We start from the raw sequence: 21,562 nt of genomic DNA, 5'->3' as shown, positions 1-21,562 counted from the left end.
CGATGAAAAGCCATCCCGATGCCGCCAGCCGTACGGTGGCCGAGGTTGTGACGCAGTTGCCAGTCCCTTCGCGGCTTGGCCTCATGCGTTTCGAGCGGCTGAACGAGGCCAGTTGGGCGATGCTCTTCCTCGATGCCAGTTGCGAACGCCATATCGGCCTGCCCGCCACCGAGCTCTGCGCCCTGGTGGGCTCGCCCTACGCCAGCCTGATGAACCCCGAGTCGCGCTACCGGCTGCATGACGACATCCAGCAGCAACTGGTCTCCGGCGCCAACTACCAGGTGCACTACCCGCTTCACGGCCCCGATGGCGTGATCCAGTTGCTGGAGATCGGCGAAGCCTTCCAGCAGCACGGCCGGCAGCTGCTGCGGGGCTACCTGCTGCTGGTGGACACTGCGGCAGAAGAATCCGACCACGCCCAGCAGATGCAGGAGCTGGAAGCCCAGAACGCCCGCCTCAAGAGCTCCCTGGAGCTGTATCAGCGCTCCCAGGAAGACCACCTGCAACACCTCATCCGCTCCCGCGCCCAGCAGAGCCTCATCGTCCGCCTGGCCCGCCACCGCTACAGCGCGGGTGACCCGGCGCAGGAAGCCGCACGGTTGATCACCCAGGCCGCCTGCGAAGCCTACGAAGTCGCCCGCGCCTCCTTGTGGATGCTCGAAGGCAGCACCCTGCGCCCGGTCAGCCGCTACCTGCGCGACCAGGGGCACCACGAACTGCCGCCGGCGATGGACGTCAGCCGTTTCCCGCGCTACCTGGAAGCCCTGCACAGCGGCCGCGCCATCGACGCCCACAGCGCCCAGCGCGACCCCCGCACCAGCGAATTGCAGGAGGAATACCTCAAGCCCTCCGGCGTCGTCGCCCTGCTCGATGCCAGTGTGCGCATCGGCGGTGAAGTGGTCGGCGTCCTGTGCCTGGAACACACCGGCGCTCCCCGCGTCTGGCAGAGCGACGAGATCGCCTTCGCCGGCGAACTGGCCGACCAGTTCGCCCAGGTCCTGGTCAACCAGCAGCGCCTCGACGCCACCACCGCCCTGCACCTGTTCCAGCGTGCGGTCGAGCAGAGCGCCAGCGCCTTCCTGCTGGTGGACCGCGACGGCCTGGTCGAATACGTCAACCCCAGCTTCACCGCCATCACCCAGTACAGCGCCGACGAAGTCCATGGCCGCCGCCTCTCCGACCTGCCCGCCCTGGAGAACCTCAGCGACCTGCTGTTCGACGCCCGCTCCAGCCTCAGCACCTGCAACAGCTGGCAGGGCGAATTCCGCAGCCGCCGCAAGAACCTCGAGCCCTACTGGGGCCAGCTGTCCATCTCCAAGGTGTTCGGCGAGAACGGCGAGCTGACGCACTACATCGGCATCTACGAAGACATCACCCACAACAAACTGGCCCAGCAGCGCATCGAAAAGCTGGCCTACACCGACAACCTCACCGGCCTCGGCAACCGCCCCTACTTCATCCGCAGCCTCGAAGAGCGCTTCCGCCACGAACAGGAATCGCCTCTCTGCCTGCTGCTGGTGGACATCGACAACTTCAAGCGGATCAACGACAGCCTCGGCCACCAGACCGGCGACAAGCTCCTGGTCAGCCTCGCCCGGCGCCTGCGCAACACCCTGAGCCCCGGCGACATCCTCGCCCGCTTCGCCAGCAACGAATTCGCCGTGCTGCTCGACGGCGCCGACCTGGAGACCGGCCAGAAGACCGCCGGCCAGATCCTCCGCACCCTGGACAAGCCCCTGTTCGTCGACAACCAGCTGATCAGCGTCACCGGCTCCCTCGGCCTCGCCTGCGCCCCTCAGCACGGGCGTGACCCGCAGACCCTGATGAAGCACGCCGGTCTCGCCCTGCACAAGGCCAAGGCCAACGGCAAGCACCAACTGCAACTCTTCACCGAAACCCTCAACGCCGAGGCCAGCTACAAGCTCTTCGTCGAGAACAACCTGCGCCGCGCCCTGGCGCAGAACGAGCTGGACGTCTTCTACCAGCCCAAGCTGTGCCTGCGCAGCGGCCAACTGCTCGGCATGGAAGCGCTGCTGCGCTGGCAGCATCCCGAGCGCGGCATGATCCGCCCGGACCAGTTCATCAGCGTCGCCGAAGAGACCGGGATGATCATCCCCATCGGCAAATGGGTGATCCGCGAAGCCTGCCGCATGAGCCGCCGCCTCAGCGCCGCTGGCCTCGGCCAGGTGCAGGTCGCCATCAACCTCTCGCCCAAGCAGTTCAGCGACCCCGACCTGGTGGGCTCCATCGCCGCCATCCTCCAGGAAGAGGAACTGCCCCCCGCGCTGCTGGAACTGGAGCTGACCGAAGGCCTGCTGCTGGAAGCCACCGACGACACCCGCCTGCAGCTCAACCGCCTCAAGGCACTCGGGCTGACCCTGGCGATGGACGACTTCGGCACCGGTTACTCCTCCCTGAGCTACCTGAAGAAGTTCCCCATCGACGTCATCAAGATCGACCGCAGCTTCATCAACGACATCCCCGACAACTCCGACGACATGGAAATCACCGCCGCCGTGATCGCCATGGCCCACAAGCTCAAGCTCAAAGTCGTCGCCGAAGGCATCGAAACCGCCGCGCAACTGGGCTTCCTGCGCCGCCAGCGCTGCGACGTCGGCCAGGGCTACCTGTTCGACAAACCCATTCCCGGCGCCCAGCTCATCGAGAGCCTGCACCGCTACCCCTGCCGCACGGCTCACTGACGCCGCTGTAACATCAGGACCCGAAGCGGGTCTATCGACCAGCCCCATCCTCAGGAGAACGCCATGGTCCTGCGCTCACAGATCCTCGCCCACAAGATCGAACTGCCCACCGCCGCCCAGGCGCTGCCCGGCCGTGAGACCCCGATGCCAGTGCCCGAAGCTCATTACGTCAACGGCCACCCGCTGCAAGCGCCCTTCCCTGCCGGGCTGGAACAGGCCGTGTTCGGCCTCGGCTGCTTCTGGGGCGCCGAGCGGCGCTTCTGGCAACAGGAAGGGGTCTGGAGCACCGCCGTCGGCTACGCCGGAGGCCACACCCCCAACCCCACCTATGACGAAGTCTGCTCCGGCCTCACCGGGCACACCGAAGTGGTGCTGGTGGTATTCGACCCGCGCGTGATCAGCTACGAACGGCTGCTCGCCGTGTTCTGGGAGGCGCACAACCCCACCCAGGGCATGCGCCAGGGCAACGACATCGGCACCCAGTACCGCTCCGCGATCTACTGCACCAGCCACGCCCAACTCCAGGCCGCCCGTGCCAGCGAAGCACGCTTCCAGACCGAACTGGACAAGGCCGGCTTCGGCGCCATCACCACCGAGATCGCCGAAGCACCGGCCTTCTACTACGCCGAGGCCTACCACCAGCAGTACCTGGCCAAGAACCCCAACGGCTACTGCGGGCTGGGCGGCACCGGCGTCTGCCTGCCGGCCTGACCCCGAGTACTGATCGCACCCTGAGCGCCGCAGCGGCAACGCCATCGGCGCTGCGGAAGTCTGCTAGCCCTCGGCGATCAGCCAGTCCAACCGCCAGTCGCCCTGGCTCTGGGCCAGTTCACCGGCCAGCCAGGGCAGCACCTCGCGCAGCTCCTCCTCCAGGCCCCACGGCGGGTTGGCGATGGCCAGCCCCGAACCGTTCAGGCCGATGCTGTTGTCCGTCGGGTGCACCATCAGCTCCGCCCGCAGCAGCTTGGGCGCACCGGACGCCGACAGCCCCTGGTAGAAGCGCTTCAGCTGGCGCTCGTCCTTGATCGGGTACCAGATCGCCACCACCGTCTGGCGCATCCGGCCAATCGCCTCCTTCAGCGCCGTCACGCAGCGCTCCAGGTCATCGGCCTGTTCGAACGGCGGATCGATCAGCATCAGCGCGCGCTTCTCCGCTGCCGGCAGCAGCGCCCGCGGCAGGTGCCAGCCATCACCGAGGCGCACCGTCACCCGGCGATCACCGGCCATGTTCTCCTTCAGCGCCTGGCCGTCTTCCGGGTGCATCTCGTTCAGCACCAGACGGTCGTGGGGGCGCATCAGCCGGCGCGCCACCTCAGGCGAGCCCGGGTAGTAGCGCAGCGCACCCGACGGGTTCAGCGCGGCCACGGTGCCCAGGTAGTCCGCCAGCGGAGCCGGCAGGTCATCGCGGCCCCACAGCCGGCCGATGCCCTCCTCCCATTCGCCGGTGCGGCTGGCCTGGTCGCCGGCCAGGTCATAGAGGCCGACCCCGGCGTGGCTGTCCAGGTAGGCGAAGGGAGCGTCCTTGCGCGACAGCAGGGCGATCATCCGGGCCAGGGCCAGGTGTTTGAGCACGTCGGCGTGGTTGCCGGCGTGGAAGGCGTGACGGTAGTTCATGGCATGGTTTCCTCGCGAGGCGCGCAGTTTACCAGCCGCGACCCAGGCCGGGTTTGGCCGCTGCATCACCCTCATGGATGTTGCTAGGCGGCCTTCATTCACCAATCTAGACTCCGGGCATTCCACCGGAGACCGACCATGTCCGAGACCCTGCTCAGCTCCCGCAACCTGGCCTTCGAACTCTATGAAGTGCTCGATGCCGAAGCCCTGACCCAGCGCCCGCGCTTCGCCGACCACAACCGCGAGACCTTCGACGCCGCCCTCGCCACCGCGCGCGGCATCGCCGAAGAGCTCTTCGCCCCGCACAACCGCAAGAATGACGAGCACGAGCCGCAGTACGTCGACGGCGCCGCCCAGTTGATCCCCGAGGTCAAGCCCGCGCTGGAAGCCTTCATCGAAGCCGGCTTCCTCAACGCCACCCGCGACTTCGAGGTCGGCGGCATGCAGCTGCCCAACCTGCTGTCCCAGGCCTGCTTCGCCCACTTCCAGTCCGCCAACGCCGGCACCGCGTCCTACGCCATGCTCACCATGGGCGCCAGCAACCTGATCGAAAGCTTCGGCAGCGAAGAGCAGAAGGCCCGCTTCCTCGCCCCCATGATCGAAGGCCGCTACTTCGGCACCATGGCGCTCACCGAGCCCCACGCCGGCTCCTCCCTGTCGGACATCCGCACCCGCGCCGAACCCCAGGCCGACGGCACCTACCGCCTCAAGGGCAACAAGATCTTCATCTCCGGCGGCGACCAGCCGATCTCCGAGAACATCGTGCACATGGTCCTGGCCAAGCTGCCGGACGCCCCGCCCGGCGTGAAAGGCATCAGCCTGTTCATCGTTCCCAAGTTCCTGGTCAACGACGACGGCAGCCTCGGCAAACGCAACGACGTCATCCTCGCCGGCCTGTTCCACAAGATGGGCTGGCGCGGCACCACCTCCACCGCGCTCAACTTCGGCGACAACGGCGAATGCGTCGGCTACCTGGTGGGCAAGCCCCACCACGGCCTGTCCTACATGTTCCAGATGATGAACGAGGCCCGTATCGGCGTCGGCATGGGCGCCATCATGCTCGGCTACGCCGGCTACCTGTACTCACTGGACTACGCCCGCAACCGGCCCCAGGGCCGCCATGCCGACGGCAAGGACCCGAGCAGCCCGCAGATCCCGATCATCCAGCACACCGACGTACGCCGCCTGCTGCTCACCCAGAAGGCCTACGTCGAAGGCGCCTTCGACCTCGGCCTGTATGCCGCGCGCCTGTTCGACGACACCCAGACCCTCGCCGACGACAGCGCCCGCCAACAGGCCCACGAACTGCTCGACCTGCTCACCCCCATCGTCAAGTCCTGGCCCTCCGAGTTCTGCCTCAAGGCTAACGAACTGGCCATCCAGGTCCTCGGCGGCCACGGCTACACCCGCGAATACCCGGTGGAGCAGTACTACCGCGACAACCGCCTCAACCCCATCCACGAAGGCACCCACGGCATCCAGTCCCTCGACCTGCTCGGGCGCAAACTGGCGCAGAACAACGGTGCTGGCCTCAAGCAGCTCAACCGCCTCATGAACGAGACCTGCCAGCGCGCCGCCGCCCACAGCAAACTGGACGCCCTGCGCCAACCGCTCGAGCAACTGCTCGCCCGCCTCTCCAGCGTCACCCTCGCCCTGCTCGGCGACCTGATGCAGGGCAAGGTCGCACAGGCCCTGGCCAACTCCGCGCTCTACCTCAACAGCTTCGGCCACGCCGTCATCGGCTGGCGCTGGCTGGAACAGGCCATCCGCGCGCAGGAAGGCCTGGCCAACGGCAACCCCGCCGACACCGAGTTCTACAAAGGCAAACTGCAGGCCGCCCGCTTCTTCCTCACCTGGGAAGTGCCCGGCGTCCACCACGCCCTGGCCATCCTCGAAGCCCGCGACGACACCTGCCTGGGCATGCAAGCCGACTGGTTCTGAGTCCAACCGGACCTTTCACGCCCCGCGCACATGCGGGGCTTTTTTATGGCTCGCGGTCAGTCCTCAGCCTTCAACAGCACATACGCCTCACCGCCAGCCCGGTCATGGGCAAGGATGAAAACCTGGCCACCCAGCGTGATCTTCGCAGGCGAGGTTTGCGCAACCGGCGTACTGGACAAATCACGAGCCGCGTCCAGCAATTGCCGGGTAAGGTGCTCGTCCCGCTGTGAAGACGTGGTCACGACACACTCCTTCCCTGCCTGGATCTGAACGCCCAGGCTCTTGTCCGCCTTGAAGCCGGCCATCATGAAGCCCATATCGCCCACCTCGACGCCCACCGCCTTGGCGGCAGTCGCTGCCCGGGAAAAGTCTGGCGCAGTCTTCAGGCAGATTTCACGGAACGCCTGAATAGCGGCAGAGGGTGTGTCATCGGAAGCAACCGGAGAAGTCATCGGGCCTTGATTGGAACAGGCAGCCATCAGAGCGACGGCTGTGATAAGAAAAGTACGCTTCATATTCTTTATACCCATTGAATTCAGCCTTAAGCCCCTACCACAAACCATCTACTCAGACTTGCCCTCAAAATAAATCAAGAGACTTGGCTTACGACTAGGCAACTCTTCCTCAAGCTTAGAAATTAGTAGAGAAGCAGAGAAATTATCACATTTTATTCGCAAGCCATCCGCCACTTCACAAATATAGAAACTCTGAAAAAAGGCACTTGCCACCTCATCGATTACTTTCCTAACAACCTCACGATCCTCCTGATCACAGCCCTCTACCACTAAATACCCCCAAACGGGCGGTATGAACATCGCTTTTGAAATATCAATCTCCTGTATCAAAACCCCACAATGGGTACATCTTACTGGGTCTGTAGACTCCATAAGACAACTGTGACACTCATACAAATTTTTAGATTTTTTCAATCTTTCACTCCGAATAAAAATATCCCGACAGACCAATCACACCATTGCATCAACTGTTAGAAAAATACTTCATCAATTACAGCGACAATATAAAGACAACCAGAAAATAAAATTAGCGGCATCAGCCAGACCTTCGTTATTATTCGAACAAACTAAAAAATATTATCAACCACCCCAGAACCTTACAATGTACGGAGAGTGCCGATTGGTCAGATCAAAATCTTAATCATTAAGTGCCTAGCTGCCTTACTCCAAAAACAGAACAAGAACCACTTTACCCAAAGTAAAAATACTCTTCATTATCGTCGCACATCCTTTTAACACCAGACACCACTCCATTCCCCCCTACATAAACCCAACCCTCACCAACGGGATCTGGAATATAACACTCAACTCCCAGAACAGAAGATGCAGATATTATTTTTCCCTTTAAATCCGCAGCACTCATCTCACACCTGAACAGCTGCAGCAACATAGCAGCCTCCCCATAGACGTACGAAAAAACACATAGACATCTGCAGCTGGATAAATCCAGCGCACCAGCCCTTTCATAAAACTCAGCATCCTGAAAAACAACGACCTCATCCACGGAAGCGCCCACGACCAGAGCAATGAAAGCCCTTAACTCTTGGAGAGAAACTCTATATCTCAACAAAAAATCAATCATTATTTATAATCCTCCAAACCTTCCGTTTATTCGGTCCTTCAAATCTGTGGATCGCGCGTCGGCACTTGCTGACGAGTGCGGGAGAGATGTGTCTGTAATGCAGGGATTAGCCGGCGCGAGGTGCTCGCGCCGGCTGGAAACTCAGAAGTGGGCGGGTGATTTGGCCATTTTTATCGACTTTTTCAAAAACTGCAGGTGCTGAAGACAGCCATCTACTCCGGCTTACCCTCAAAATAAATCAAGAGACTTGGCTTACGACTAGGCAACTCTTCCTCAAGCTTAGAAATTAGTAGAGAAGCAGAAGAATTATTACATTTTATTCGCAAGCCATCCGCCACTTCAGAAATATAGAAACTCTGAAAAAAGGCACTTGCCACCTCATCGGTTACTTTCCTCACAATCTCACGATCCTCCTGATCACAGCCCTCTACCACTAAGTACCCCCAAACGGGCGGTATGAACATCGCTTTTGAAATATCAATCTCCTGTATCAAAACCCCACAATGGGTACATCTTACTGGGTCTGTAGACTCCATAAGACAACTGTGACAGTCATACAATTTTTTAGACTTCTTCAATTTTTCACTCCGAATAAAAACAGCCCGGCAGGCCAATCACACCACTGTATCAACCATTAGAAAAAATACCCCATAAATTCCAGCGACACTATAAAGACAACCAGAAAATACAGTTAGCGGTATCGGCCAGGCCTTCGTTATTATTCGAACCAACAGAAAAAAGGTTATCAACCGTACACCCACCGAACCTTACAATGTTCGGAGAGAGCCGATAATCTACCAATGCGAGCAGCCTTGTTCAGAGTCTTTCTAGTGGATCCCAAAGAATTCTTTTTACATAAGCCCTAGCCTCTTCTTCAGTTTCAAAATCCAAAACCTCGTACTCATCATTATTCAGCATAGCCCGCCAAGATATGCTCCCATCTCCAAAAGCCTCAGATAGCTCATGCTTCATTATCTCCTCCTTGCCACTTACCTTTAATCCACTAACATAGATATTGATAGCTGCATCTTCTGGAAGACTGAAATCCGTGACAAAAATAGTCCGCAGCATGTGGCGAATGTTTTCATATTTCATGATTCATAACTCATCATGGAAGTGGTGCAGGAAATATAGTAATTGTTTCCCATACATTTTTATTAGGATTAAACTGATATACCCCCTCTACACTACGCAGACCATCAACCCTAACTGGCGCACCATGCGCCTCCAAATTCGCAGTTTTATTACCGCCACTCAAAACTGTTCTAAAGCCCCTACCAAGATCAACGCCGACATCGCCCACATCACTAACATTCACTCTAATCACACTCTGCCCCGGCTGGCGGGCTAGAGCCTTCTGCAGGGCTCCACCATTTCTAATGGTTTGATCAGCAAAGACTAGCAGTTCATCGCTATGGAAGGCGGAAGATAGCGGAGGAACCGAAGGACCGACATCACTATTAGGCTTGATAGAAGACTTTGCGCGGAGTATTAAGTCACCATCCAGTACACTACCGCCACGATGCCAACGGGATAACTCCTCGCTTCCTGCTTTCAAGCCAGCGACTTTCCCCATGTACAGCTACTCTTGGATCAGGTACGTATCCCCGGAAAGTCGGGGCGGCCTGAGCCGGGGTACCTAGACTTTTTGATCGACCGAGATATCGGCAGCGCAACATCATCGAGCAGATGTTCGGCTGGCTAAAAGAGAACCGAAGAATCGGTACCCGTTACGACAAGCTCGCCAAGAGCTTTACTGCAATGGTCACACTGGCTTGCGCGCTGCGATGCCCACATAAGAATTTCTGTATATATAATATTATGCCACTGAAAAAATATTAAGCATCTAACCAGAAAATACCTGTCCCGACTTACCCTCAAAATAAATCAACGGGCTTGGCTTACGCCCTGAAAGCTCCTGCTCCAACCTAGGGATTAGCAGGGAAGCGGAATAGTCGTTGCATTTCACAAGCAACTTACCCGCAACCTCGGAAATATAGAAATTGTGGTAAAAGGCATTTGCTACCTCACTCGCAATACGCCTAACCACCTCAAGAGCCTCCTGATCAAAGCCTTCCACCACGACATACCCCCCAATGGGCGGTATGAACATTGCGTTTGTGAGATCAAGCTCCTCTATCGACGCTCCACAATTGGTGCAATTTAAAGGATCTGTAGACTCTCTCAGACAGCCATAGCACTGATACAGCTTCGCAGTTCTTTTCACTTTCCCTAAACCTCGAACAAATAAAAACGCACACCGCAACCCAATAGAACAACCACATCACTACATAAAACATCTACGACAACCAATACAACAACAAGCCAACCAGAAAAATATAATCTACAGCCTGCCAAAGCCCTTGCAATCCAAAAAACAACAAAAAGCCTCACACAGCATGCAACCGCGTTACCACATAGCTAGCAGAAGAGCAGGGAAAACTCAAAAAAAGAAGAATAAAAATCACTAAACCATTAACTCAGCAAACCACTGCTGAATCCTAATAGTAATCGAGCCAATCGCTAGATTTTATCCCTCTCTTACTGATAAACTCCTGATACTTGGCCCTATGCCGCTCTGCGCTGCCCTCAATAGCGATTTGAACAAAGCCACCCCCTCTCTCTTCCACCGACATTGAAATCACTTTGACTACTCTCTGCACGCTGCTTGTAATAACGCCACAAACTCTAGCTCGATGAAATATAAAGCTATTACCTCCTCCCAATGGCAAAATCCGCTCCAATACCGAAAAAATTATTTCTGGCTCAGACACTTCCATTCTCTGAGAGCTCTCACAATTTTCAACCTGCTCGGCCTGATCAACCTGAACAAGATATAGCTTAAAATCAATTATTATCAGCCACCCATTTACTACAACAGAACCGCCTGCCATCATATTTAGCTCTTAATAGTCAAACAGTGAAAACCAAGCCTCCAACCCCATACTTCAACAGAAGACTCTAAATGATCCGGCCACCATACGAATACTTCCAATCCCCACAACTAACTTATGCATAGAAATCTACTTGAGCAGAATTCTACCTAACACCTCGTAGACAAGAAAAATCCTGACCCTATTTTCAAAAACGGCAGGCACTGAAATTGACCACCTACTCCGGCTTACCCTCAAAACAAATTACGATATCTGGCCTACACCCACGCAGTTCATCTTCCAATTTAGGTATCAGTTTAGCGGCAGCAATCTCGTTGCACTCTATTACTAGAGCGCCATCCACTTCAAAAGTAGAGAAATTCTGATAGAAGCGATTCGCCACCTCATCTATCACACGGTTCACAGCATCCAGCTCTTCTTGATTAATGTCATTGATTACCACAACACCCCAAACAGGCGGGATCACCATCGCACCTGAAAGATCCAACTTCCTGATTAAAACCCCACAATTCGTGCATGTTACTGGATCTTTAGACCCCATCAGGCAGCTATGGCACGCATATAAGCGCGTTGCTTTTTCCATTAACCTTTTCCACCTCTAATCAAAATATGGGCAACTGCAGAAGACTAGAGCATAGGTCACACCGAGCTGAGCGTCCGACCTAGGTAATGCTGTTTTTGCTATCGATCCAGCGGAGGTACATTGATGTTTTCTGCCGAATACAGCAGAGATTTGCTTTGGATCAAGGAAGCGTTAACAGCCAAGTCATATTGGTGGCGAGAACACTTGAACGAGCGAGCGATCTGAACCACTTTGGTCAGTTTTTAACTAACAATCAGCAGTGCCTAAAACCAACCAAGAGCGCGAGCACTTGATAAGCAATAATTAACCTTTACCTCATGCTTCGACTTAACCCATGAAAAACCTTGACTCCACCACTATAAACTTCACATCATCACCATTGAAAAAAAATTTAGTTTTATGGGCATGCGAGCCTTAGTCACACCATCTAAGAAATATTTGTTCAGCCCCATCTGAAATCAGGCTCTATTGAATACCGAACCCCAGCAGACTCAAGAATCTCTTTAACTCGAAGCACATCAATTGCTTGACCGGAAAGCACTACAAAGCGCCCCCCTTCAAGAGCCTTTCTAGACTCCAAGAAATTTAAGCCTGACACTTCAGCAACCGCTCTTATATGAGCCCCACTCTTAAAATCCCCATCACAGTGGATATCATATTCTTGTTCATCAACCCTGATTTCTGGAATCTGGGTAGTCACCAATGACCACTCACAATCAACACACCTTAAACCTTGAGCACTCCCCTCATTAAAAGCTTCTAATCGCCCACCACAAACTTCACATGCAAGAGAAGACATTTTGTCCATTATAGTCTCCTAGGACTGAATACCTTGAGCTTACCTTGCTTCAAAAAAATCTGGCGTATTTACAGTGGAGATCTTTTATCTAATGATGCGCGCGGCGCAACCACCATCTGCCCATCACCATAAGCCCAAACTAGGTTGGTAGGCGCCTCAACCGGAACGCCCATTTTATTGGCCAAATTCTGAGCAAAGCTGCTATCACAAGCGCCTAGGCTTGCCAGCGCGCCGCCGCCCATAGCGAACTGGACGCCCTGCGCCAACCGCTGGAGCAACTGCTCGCCCGCCTCTCCACCGTCACCCTCGCCCTGCTCGGCGACCTGATGCAGGGCAAGGTCGCCCAGGCCCTGGCCAACTCCGCGCTCTACCTCAACAGTTTCGGCCACGCCGTCATCGGCTGGCGCTGGCTGGAACAAGCAATCCGCGCGCAGCAAGGCCTGGCCAACGGCAACCCCGCCGACACCGAGTTCTACAAAGGCAAATTGCAGGCCGCCCGCTTCTTCCTCACCTGGGAAGTGCCCGGCGTCCACCACGCCCTGACCATCCTCGAAGCCCGCAAAGACACCTGCCTGGGCATGCAAGCCGACTGGTTCTGAGTCCAACCGGACCTTTCACGCCCCGCGCACATGCGGGGCTTTTTTATGGCTCGCGGTCAGTCTTCAGCCTTCAACACCACATACGCCTCACCGCCCGCCCGGTCATGGGCAAGGATGAAAACCTAATGGCGCCCAACCAACGAAAATTAAATCTGCCCCCTTTTTTCCCTGTAAATCATTCGTCCTCAACGACAGGTATTACTGGCGACAGAAACGGATCTAAAAAAATCTCGCACTTTCCTCTTTTGATTACTCTGACTGAAAACACACCGCGCCCATATTCAGTACTTGCCTGCTCATCGTACTCATAGATTAATCCATATGCCCCAGCAAAGTCTTTCGTCACAATGCTAACTACTTTTTGTAGGTCTTCGGCTTCAGTGCGCCGCCTATTAGGAGTGGCGTTTAACACAAGGGTATAAGCGCCATTCATTAGTAAAATTTCACATCTACCGCTTGACCATCCAAAGCTGGATAATTCATTTTTCAATTTTTTAACTTTTTGATCCACCCCCCCTTCATCCATTTCCGAAGGGGATTCGGATAATTTAATCCAACCATGAAATTCATACATAAATTATCCCCTTACAATGGAGTCCTATCGATTACTGGCTCTATACCGTATCGCCTTCCATACTCATTTAATTTTTCAATAACTGCCGGATTAGGAGCACCATCAAAATGGAAATAAGACTTTCGGCCTAATTCTACAGCAGCTTCCAAAGGTACCTTTAGCTTGGTTACGGAACGCACTTCCCATTTGGAAATTAGCAGGCTTTGTTTTCCCTATAAACTCATCACTAAAGACATAAAATTCGCGATCTTTAAATTTACCAGGAAATTTTACTGAAGAAATCCCACCCAACCTTGCTGCGATGGCGTCTGCTGCGGGGTCATTCACATTGACCTTTGTATACTTTGCAAAAACTTCCTTCCCACCCCTCGTAGCAGGACCAGCTACCTCTTTTTGACCAACTCAAATTATGCGTTACGCAATGTCCACCACCGACAACTCACGTCAGGTTCAAGCATCACCCAAGCCTCTGATGTCGAGGTATAGATATCAAAAACGACATGAATCCCTGCTCCCGCGTCATCCCGAAAAAGCTCAATAAACTTCACACTTTCCGAAGTAATGATAGCCAACTCCTGCTCAGCAAACCGCAGCACGACCTGAAACGACCCCATTACAGCGCTGAAAGAAAAATCAACCTCCAGCTCACTACTGCCAGATTTTTTTATGTAGCGACATAACGACAAACTTGGGTCAATCTCGACCGGTTCAATACCAAATTCTTCCAAAAAGTCATTGATGCTTGGAAAGTCCACCCCGGCCTCCTTAATGAATAGGTATGATTGTGCTAAGTTTTCGAGTCCCGTCCTCAAGAACTTGAAACGTACTCTGAAAATTCGCGGCCTTGCCTGATGGCTCCATAAGCAATGATTCCCTAACCTCAAATTTTCCGAACTGGTTAGTGAACGTATTCACCACGTTGCCTTCGGTTTTAACCGAAAGAGCCAAGTGCTCAGTCAGCATTTGGTAACCACTTGCATTATCTGGAACACCAAGCCTCTTCATCTCAAGGGCGAGTTGATTCGAACGAGCGGCGTTGTGGGAATTGCTAGCCACACGCCCAAATAGATAGTCAAACTTGCCCGACGCTATCTCTAACCCTTTTGGACCAACCTGTCAGTAAAGCCCATCAAAAACCGTCACTCTTCGTCCCAAAAATTCCCTGGCGGCGCATACTCACCATCCTTCAAGACAACACACCACCCGAAGTTCGTATAAAACATTTCTAGCCCAATGATTTTATAAACATCAGGCTCAATTCCCCTCAAGGTAATCAGACTGTTCGCATAGTGCGTATATTGCCCTCCCCCACCAGCAATAGCTCTTAACTCCAACTCATTACGATCCCATTCAGATACAATTCCGGATGCCTCAGGAACAGTATCCGAAAAAGAAATCTCAAATTCTTTAGATATTTTGCACAAGCAAGGAATTCGCTCCTGCCTGAGCAATTGCTCAGTGTGCATATTTTGGGGGAAGCTAATTTTTAATTTCATTTCAAAGCACTCCGAGGAACAACAACCTCACCCGAAAAATTTCTTTCAAAGGTACTAACAGGACTGAAATACTGCGTACCATGCGGGTCACGAATAGCCACAACAGAAATGCCATTTCTAGTTGTAACCCCATCCACCACAACAAAATGGGAAAAACCAGAGCCTGTAGTCTTGTCAACAACTCGAACAACTACCGGAGTTCCATTTGAGGTATATCTAGCCAAATCAGCGACATTTCTGTTCCCAAAGGCACTTGCAGGAACACCTTCAGCCTTCATCAGGCTAGCAACATCCTGAGCAAAAATTCCTTTTTCAGAGGGCGGGAGCTTTTGGATAAGAGTGCCTACATCAACTTCCTTGCCCAACGTATTCAGAACCATCCCACAAGAGTTGTGACCGCAAGTAGGCACAGGTCCTTGATTCACGACCAGACGATCACCGCCTCTCGGTATCGCATCATCAAGCAACGGATTTCTAGCGCCCGTGCCTGCAACATCTCCAGCCGTCCCTGTCGCTTTTGGACCATTAACTCAAGCCGCACGCTTCTAGGAAAAATGGCAGCGGAATCACTTGCTCACTGCCAGCCCCTGAAGATAAGACATCTCCTAAAGTAGCCGTACCAAACTCAAAATCCAAAGCAACATCAAAACAGTTAAACTCAAAACTTCTTGTAGCAACCTGCGCCTCTGGATTTATAGACTCTCTCACAGCGGCTGCAAGCACCTCTCTTACGGAGTCGCTAAGCTCCTGTTCCAAAAAAGCACTAAGCAAATCATTTTTCATGGTGCATTCTCATTTGGGGAAGGCCGTGTTTATTATCCCATCCCGAACATTCACCTTCAGAGTGCTGGTTGGTTTCCCAGAAACATCTACACCAATAATCTTGCCAACGTTATACTCTACTACATATCCACCCGGACCATTGGGAGTTACCTTCCCGTACCTCAAAGCGCTATCCACATAGTTCGAAACATCTTTTAGAGATGTACCAGCAGCAAACTTACTTGTATTGGAGAATCCGGAGTCAGGGCCATGGCGATAGAAGACATGTTCAATACCTGTCATCAGCCCACCATGCTTATAGGTGTTAGAGCTCCAAGATGCATCGATTTGACGGGGTGCCGGCAACGCTTTTAATGGTTCAGTCGCTTTTGGACCAACTTACAGTTCAATAAAGTCAAAAACCTTACCAAACAGCCGCTCAATATCTGGCCTTACCCCAAGAGACGCAAGTGCTTTATCCGTCGTCAAAGGCATGTCGTAAGGCTCAAACCCTCGACGGACAGCAATACCATATAAGGCATACTCGTCATCTTCCGCATGCTCCCAATGGGGGACATAGCCAATTACCTGATATATCTTAAAAATTTCATCATGAAAATCCATCAAGTCGTACAAAAATACAGGGGCGTCATCTAGCGATAGTGCTTGAGCGCACCACGTATTAAACTCATCCCTGCTTATAGCCCCACAAAAAAGACAGGTGATAACAAACGCTATCAGCTCATCGCTGAAGCAACCAGTCTCACTCAGATTCACATTCCACCTCCCATGGCTTCGCCACCGATGTGCCCCGTCTTTGAATGAATCAGTTCAGGGACTAACTGCATTCGCCCACTATCCTGATGGTGATGCCACGTATAGCCATCAATTTTCTTTGCCCCTGCGTTAATCTGCTGAAGCTGCTTAGCAGTAAAACTTGAGGCTTTCACTTGACCTTGCTGAATCGCCCCTAACAAATCTTTGGTCGCAAGTTTCATCTGCCCTACATAGCTCGCAGATTTGAAGACATCAATTGATATCCGCGTATCAAATGCAGCCACATCATCAAATATAGGGAAGCCCCTGTTATCGAATACGATCCCCGTTACCGGATGGCGCTGCCCGGCAAGATGCACATTTCGACCATCGACTGGCGGAACCGTAGTGGAAAGAACATTGTCGCGCCCATAATTAGACTCAAGCTCATTTCTGGTGGTTTGCGGATTGTACGGAGCCTCGGAGCCTTTACCTTTTGGACCCTCCGTAGCATGCACCACACACCCACCGGCCCCACACTGCAGGCACGGCCCTGTATTGTGCACCCACGTTTTCAGACTCCCTACATAGAAGGTATGTCCTATATCCACTGTCAGGTTATAGGTCACGCCCTGGGGCTGGACCATCTCGATGGACTCGACCCGTATGGATGCTTCATTGCTGCTGCCATCGCCCAACGACTGCAGTTCATCTCCAGGCTTCAGGCCGATCGCTGGTACGAAATCTTTGCGAGCAGGCACATAGAAGGGGTGCCCCGGAGTAACCAGCAGAGTGTCGGTCTGATCCTTGTCGAGGGCGTTCAGTTTCAATCGGTAGATTGCCTGGTCAGTCCGCACGTGCGTGGCGGTGACCGCTGCGGCAAAGGGCTTACCGCCCTTCTCAGGCTTGCTCCAGACGATGTCGCCGGCCTTGAGGGTTTCGATCGCCTTGTCGCCGTCCGGTGTCGAAACCATGGTTCCTGCGGCAAAGCAGCATGGCTTGACCAGCTTCCCAGTGGTGGTCTGGTTGGAGTATTTGGCTAGATCCTGTTGAGAGGGGGTGATCTTGCCCGCCTCCAGCTTTCTGAGCTTCGCACTGAGCTCCTCGATAGCGATGACGGTCTCGGCAGCCTTGGTACTCAGCTTGCTCGCACCCGCCGCCTTGAGGACGGTTGCCAGCCGCTCGAGCTTGGCCAGCTTGGCAGTGGGCCCCAGTGCGTCCCAGATACCGGGTTCGACTATCTCACTGAGCGCTTGCCCCAACTCCGCAACGACCTTGAAGTTTCCGGCATATTCCTGCTGTAGCTTCTGTATCTCCCGAACTTCCACGGGCAACTGATTGATTTGCCCATCCATATTGGCAATGAGTTCGTCCAGCTTCTTCTGCGTATCTTTTATATAGAGCTCGCGCGCCTCTGCATCCAACTGGGCCTGAAGCTCCTGCGGACTCGCCGACTTTAGATACTCCTCACGCTTTGCCGCATCTCGGGCACTTGCATCTCTGGCCTTGTCACTGGCCATATCAAAAAGAATATTCTTGACGTCCTGGCCATCCCGCCATTGTTGATTGGAAAACTCTTTTTCCAATACAGCACTGGCATAGCGATCCTGGACTTTGTCCATTGCCGCTCTGCCCTCGGCTACTTCTCGCTCGATCTGCTCACAATTCCCGTTTGCCCGGCAGTTCTTCAGGCGCTCGGTATTCTCCGCACTGATCTTTTGGTACTTGGCCTTGATCTGCTCACAGGTGCCAGCCTGCTCACAGCCATCGAGCTCTCGAACAAGGGCCTGGACATCCTGATGGCGCAGGTAGTTATTGGCCGTCGCGTTGGCCGCAACCGCGGCTGCAATTTCCGCATTGCCATCTGACATACCTGCTGCCAGGGCACCCACGAGTTGGGAGATGACCAGCAGCTTCTCCCGCCCTTCCCGGTACGCATCGCTGGTTTTATCGAGGTCGGCTGGCAACACATGTTCGCCAATCCACTTGAGCATCAGCTCGTTGGCGCCAGCGGCGATGGCACCGGTCCGGAAGTCGCCACCCATGGCTTCGGACAGGAGGCCACCTAACGTCGCGTGGAGTGCGACCTTCTCGAAGCTGCCCGTCTCAAGACGCAATCCACCGATGATGTCGGCACCTGCGGCGCCTGCAATCGCAACGGCGTTGGCAACTGCTGCGCTTTTGAGGTTGTCCTTGAGGCTGCCGCCATAAACGGCGGTCTTAACACCGGCTTGAACTGCAGTGACCTTGGCAACCTGGCCGACACTTTGCCAGTTGAACCCCATTGAGCCGGGGCTGTAGTTCCCCACCAGCCCCGCTGTCACGCCGCCCACCACATACCCTTTGACGGCGTCCTTGGAGGTCATGTCCTTGGCGATTGCGCCCAGGTTTCCGCGGTTGTTGATGGTGCTGATGGTCCCCTGTACGGCAGCAGCCTGGAATGCGCCCTGAGCGACCCCTCCTACTACCGTTCCAGCTAGGCCGCCCTCAACGGCACCGCTAACCGTAGAAGCAATCACGGATCCAGCACCGGCAGTCAGGTAGGTGACGATGATCGCGATGATGATCTGCGCCCCGCCACCCAACCCCGAGTGGCTGTACTTGAAGGAGTCGTGTACCTCCTTCACGCGTCGCCAATCGATGTCGCCACGCTTCTCGGCATCCTTGAGCCACGCCAGTTGCGGGTCAGCACTGACCATGACGTCGATGGTCTCGCTGACAGTCTTCTGATTGATCTGCTTGATGTCGATCTTCAAGCCTTCAACCGCCTTGATGGCGATCTCGCCCTGGGCGATGAGCTGGCTCTGCAGCACCGTTTCATCGGTATTGCCTTTGCCGCTCATGGAGTTCCAGACGAAGCTGCTCTTGCTCTTCTCGTGGCTCTCCTGATGCAAGTCCTTCACTGCTTCGAAGGTGATGGCGCCACCGCTGTCCAGGGTCAGGTTGCCGCCACTTTCGAGGCGAGCACGCTGATAGAGCTGGTCGCCCTCGCTGACCAGAGAGAGGTCACCCCCTGTTGTGATGGTGGTGCCGACATTTCGGACATCGGTCACTTCGTCGCGCTGGCTCTTCTTGGCGCCGAAGGCTCCCTTCTTCTTCATGTCGTACAGGTGGTAGTCGCTGTCCTGTCCGGCAGTCAGGGCCAACTGTTCGCCGGCATACAGGTAGGCCTCTTCACCGGCCTTGAGCTGGCTGGCACTGAGCAGCAGGTTGCCACCCGCCTCGATATCGAGGCCGCCACCCGCCTCGATCACCGCCGCCTGCTGGCGGACGGTGCTGTCTTCCTTGTTGACCTTCTTGCCACTGCGCTTGTAGCGGTACTCACTGCTGGTCTCGTCGGCTGCCGCGGCGATGGTGATGTCGCGCTCGGTCTCCAGGCTGACATCGCCCCCCGCCTTGACGGTGCTGGCAATCACGGCGAGATCCTGCCCGGCGCTGGCATCCAGATCCCCCCCCACCTGCACATCACTCCCATGCTGGGTGGTGCTGGTGGTGCTCCAGAAATGGCGCTTGTCCTTGCGCATGCTGCCGTTTTCCTCGGCAGCAGAGGCGATTACCAGGTCGTTGCCGGCCTTCAGGGTGGCGTTGCCGCCGGCCTTGAGGCTGCCGCCGATATTCTGGATGTCCTTCCCGGCGGTGAGGGTCATGCTGTTGCCGGCCTCGATGCCGGCTGCCTTGTCCACCACGCTGGTGAGCTGGCTGAAGCTCCTGCCGCTGCGGGACTCCTGGCTGATGGTGCGCTCGTTGGTGATGTCGCCGGTGAGGGCGATAGCGCTGACATCCTTGCCGTTGATGAGGCCGCCACGGGCATTGCGGATGCTGTCGGTGGCGAGCAGGGACAGGCGCTCGCCGGCCTGCATCAGGCCGCTGTTGCTGACGTTGAGGGCCGAGGCCTGGAGGTTGTTGCTGGCCCGCAGGGTGCCGCTGTTGGTGAGGGTGGTGCCGCTGATCAGCGCCACGTCGCGGCCCTGGATCAGCGCGCCGCTCGGGGCCAGGCGGTCTTTGGCCTGGGCCAGGTAGAGCACCGGTACCAGCACCTTCTGCCCACTGACCTCCTGCTCCTCCATCCACACGATGTCGTGGGTCAGCGCGGCGACCTGCTCCGCGCTCAGGGCGATGCCCGGGGCGAGGTTGAGGCGCTCCTTGCTGGCGAGGGCGTTGTCCATCAGGTACTTGAACTGGGCCTCGTCGGAGGCCAGCCCATCCAGGAAGCGCTTGCCGGTACGGGCGATGACCGCCTCCCGGAGCAGGCGCTGCTCATACAGGCCGTCCCCCAGGCGACGCTGGGTCTCGTCCGGTTTGAAGCCCAGGCGGTCCAGCAGGTAGCTGGAGTTGATGAAGCCCGACAGGCTGGCGAAGACCGGGTTGGTCTCGATCAGGTAGGGGTGGCCGGGGTTGGTATTGACCCGGAACAACCCGTTCTGCCCCTGGGGCAGACTGAACCCGGGCAAGGCGACGGGGTTGATGGCCTGCTGCTGGGCGTCGGGTGCCAGTTGGGCATTCAGCCGGACCACCAACGGCTGGCTGGAATCGGAAACCTGGCTGTCCAGGCTGCGGCTCGCGCCGGCCTGGGGGGCCTGGCCGGTGATGACGGCATCGTTGGTGAGCGGCTGGGTCGCCTGGATGCTCACATTGCCGCCCGCCTGGATGATGGCCGGCGCAGCGGAGCCGGTCGGCGTGCGGGTTTCGATGTCGCTCACCAGGTTCCAGGCGTACAGCGCGCCGGGCATCTCCTTGGGCATCGGACGGGCGTTGTAGGGGTCGATGTAGTTCCCGCGGAAACGCTCGTCGGTACCGTCCGTGACGCGCCCGGTGTTGAAGCGGCGCGTGCGCTCGATGGTGCCGCTGGCCGCGCCGGTGTTGTCCAGGCTGGTGGCCACGATGGCGATGTTGCCGGTGGCGCTGAGGCTGCTGTACAGGTTGCTGACCGCACCGCCCTGGATGTCCAGGTTGCCGCCCGAGTTGATCCGGCCGGCGGCGGAATCGCTGGCGACGATGGTCTTGAAGCGTTCGGTGGCCACGTAGTCGACGTTGTGGTGGTCACCGCTGCAGTCGTAGCAGACCACGCTGATGTAGCCGTAGGTGAGCTCACGGCCCTCGACGAAGGTCTCTTTGCGGTTGCTCAGCACGGCAGCCCGCAGGCTCATGTCGCCCGAGCTTTCCAGCGTCCCGGAGATGTTCTCCAGGCGGGTCAGTTGGGCCCCGGCATCATCCCTCGCAACGCTCAGGCTCCCCAGGCTGTAGAG

At 55.9% G+C, this 21,562-nt stretch carries 19 protein-coding genes and 2 pseudogenes; 5 read left to right on the top strand and 16 right to left on the bottom strand.

Features of this window, described 5'->3' with window-relative positions:
- The first annotated feature begins 2 nt into the window (after positions 1-2).
- On the top strand, positions 3-2,702 hold the full coding sequence (locus tag A7D27_RS19600; RefSeq protein WP_069565825.1) for a bifunctional diguanylate cyclase/phosphodiesterase: 2,700 nt from the start codon (positions 3-5) through the stop codon (positions 2,700-2,702).
- Positions 2,703-2,765: 63 nt separating this feature from the next.
- Complete coding sequence (gene msrA, locus A7D27_RS19595) at positions 2,766-3,413, top strand: peptide-methionine (S)-S-oxide reductase MsrA (protein WP_069562815.1); 648 nt, start codon at positions 2,766-2,768, stop codon at positions 3,411-3,413.
- Between the two features lie 63 nt (positions 3,414-3,476).
- Here the strand turns inward: msrA and A7D27_RS19590 are convergent, their stop codons facing one another.
- The gene (locus A7D27_RS19590) at positions 3,477-4,316 is read right to left on the bottom strand and encodes a 23S rRNA (adenine(2030)-N(6))-methyltransferase RlmJ (RefSeq protein ID WP_069562816.1); all 840 of its coding nucleotides are present in this window, start codon (positions 4,314-4,316) and stop codon (positions 3,477-3,479) included.
- 138 nt (positions 4,317-4,454) lie between these two features.
- On the opposite strand from A7D27_RS19590, the gene A7D27_RS19585 reads away from it, so the two are divergent.
- Complete coding sequence (locus A7D27_RS19585; protein ID WP_069562817.1) at positions 4,455-6,257, top strand: acyl-CoA dehydrogenase; 1,803 nt, start codon at positions 4,455-4,457, stop codon at positions 6,255-6,257.
- Between the two features lie 56 nt (positions 6,258-6,313).
- On the opposite strand, the gene A7D27_RS19580 is transcribed toward A7D27_RS19585, so the two are convergent.
- From A7D27_RS19580 to A7D27_RS27415, 3 genes are all read right to left on the bottom strand, one after another.
- Positions 6,314-6,772: a hypothetical protein gene (locus A7D27_RS19580; RefSeq protein ID WP_069562824.1), complete on the bottom strand. Its 459-nt coding sequence runs from the start codon at positions 6,770-6,772 to the stop codon at positions 6,314-6,316.
- A 688-nt stretch (positions 6,773-7,460) separates the two neighbouring features.
- Positions 7,461-7,853 carry a hypothetical protein gene (locus tag A7D27_RS28035; protein WP_139131209.1) on the bottom strand — a complete coding sequence of 131 codons (393 nt, stop codon included), beginning with the start codon at positions 7,851-7,853 and terminating at the stop codon, positions 7,461-7,463.
- A gap of 816 nt (positions 7,854-8,669) precedes the next feature.
- Entirely contained in the window at positions 8,670-8,948 is a 279-nt protein-coding gene (locus A7D27_RS27415; RefSeq protein ID WP_083265710.1) for a hypothetical protein, read from the bottom strand.
- Between the two features lie 411 nt (positions 8,949-9,359).
- Here A7D27_RS27415 and A7D27_RS27405 point away from each other — a divergent pair.
- A pseudogene (locus tag A7D27_RS27405) lies at positions 9,360-9,695 on the top strand (transposase); the annotation flags it as partial.
- Between the two features lie 659 nt (positions 9,696-10,354).
- Here A7D27_RS27405 and A7D27_RS28030 read toward each other — a convergent pair.
- From A7D27_RS28030 to A7D27_RS28020, 3 genes are all read right to left on the bottom strand, one after another.
- A complete protein-coding gene (locus A7D27_RS28030) occupies positions 10,355-10,750 on the bottom strand; it encodes a hypothetical protein (RefSeq protein ID WP_139131210.1) in 396 nt (131 codons plus the stop codon).
- 214 nt (positions 10,751-10,964) lie between these two features.
- Entirely contained in the window at positions 10,965-11,330 is a 366-nt protein-coding gene (locus A7D27_RS28025) for a hypothetical protein (protein ID WP_139131211.1), read from the bottom strand.
- A gap of 442 nt (positions 11,331-11,772) precedes the next feature.
- A complete protein-coding gene (locus tag A7D27_RS28020; protein ID WP_139131212.1) occupies positions 11,773-12,138 on the bottom strand; it encodes a hypothetical protein in 366 nt (121 codons plus the stop codon).
- A 209-nt stretch (positions 12,139-12,347) separates the two neighbouring features.
- Here A7D27_RS28020 and A7D27_RS27400 point away from each other — a divergent pair.
- Positions 12,348-12,728 (top strand): annotated as a pseudogene (locus A7D27_RS27400) (acyl-CoA dehydrogenase C-terminal domain-containing protein); the annotation flags it as partial.
- Between the two features lie 175 nt (positions 12,729-12,903).
- Here A7D27_RS27400 and A7D27_RS27395 read toward each other — a convergent pair.
- From A7D27_RS27395 to A7D27_RS19550, 9 genes are all read right to left on the bottom strand, one after another.
- Positions 12,904-13,302: an Imm7 family immunity protein gene (locus tag A7D27_RS27395; protein ID WP_083265709.1), complete on the bottom strand. Its 399-nt coding sequence runs from the start codon at positions 13,300-13,302 to the stop codon at positions 12,904-12,906.
- Between the two features lie 102 nt (positions 13,303-13,404).
- Positions 13,405-13,629: a restriction endonuclease fold toxin gene (locus A7D27_RS29220; protein ID WP_205895119.1), complete on the bottom strand. Its 225-nt coding sequence runs from the start codon at positions 13,627-13,629 to the stop codon at positions 13,405-13,407.
- Positions 13,630-13,709: 80 nt separating this feature from the next.
- Positions 13,710-14,057 (bottom strand): hypothetical protein, encoded by a 348-nt coding sequence (locus tag A7D27_RS19565; protein ID WP_069562820.1) that lies wholly within the window; start codon positions 14,055-14,057, stop codon positions 13,710-13,712.
- A gap of 384 nt (positions 14,058-14,441) precedes the next feature.
- The gene (locus A7D27_RS27385) at positions 14,442-14,798 is read right to left on the bottom strand and encodes a hypothetical protein (RefSeq protein WP_083265707.1); all 357 of its coding nucleotides are present in this window, start codon (positions 14,796-14,798) and stop codon (positions 14,442-14,444) included.
- Entirely contained in the window at positions 14,795-15,223 is a 429-nt protein-coding gene (locus A7D27_RS27380; protein ID WP_256548474.1) for a cysteine peptidase family C39 domain-containing protein, read from the bottom strand. Before A7D27_RS27380 ends, A7D27_RS27385 begins: the two co-directional genes overlap by 4 nt.
- Before the next feature lie 100 nt (positions 15,224-15,323).
- Positions 15,324-15,581, bottom strand: coding sequence for a hypothetical protein (locus A7D27_RS27375; protein ID WP_083265705.1), 258 nt, complete (start codon positions 15,579-15,581; stop codon positions 15,324-15,326).
- A 9-nt stretch (positions 15,582-15,590) separates the two neighbouring features.
- The gene (locus A7D27_RS27370; RefSeq protein WP_240923043.1) at positions 15,591-15,863 is read right to left on the bottom strand and encodes a hypothetical protein; all 273 of its coding nucleotides are present in this window, start codon (positions 15,861-15,863) and stop codon (positions 15,591-15,593) included.
- Positions 15,864-15,959: 96 nt separating this feature from the next.
- Positions 15,960-16,337, bottom strand: a complete 378-nt coding sequence (locus A7D27_RS19555) for a hypothetical protein (protein WP_240923042.1) — start codon at positions 16,335-16,337, stop codon at positions 15,960-15,962.
- Positions 16,334-21,463, bottom strand: coding sequence for a DUF637 domain-containing protein (locus A7D27_RS19550; RefSeq protein ID WP_218188492.1), 5,130 nt, complete (start codon positions 21,461-21,463; stop codon positions 16,334-16,336). Before A7D27_RS19550 ends, A7D27_RS19555 begins: the two co-directional genes overlap by 4 nt.
- Between the last annotated feature and the right edge of the window lie 99 nt (positions 21,464-21,562).

Source organism: Pseudomonas sp. 1D4 (assembly GCF_001728925.1).
In the GTDB taxonomy this organism is placed as follows: domain Bacteria; phylum Pseudomonadota; class Gammaproteobacteria; order Pseudomonadales; family Pseudomonadaceae; genus Metapseudomonas; species Metapseudomonas otitidis.
This window is presented reverse-complemented; position numbering and strand designations above follow the sequence as displayed.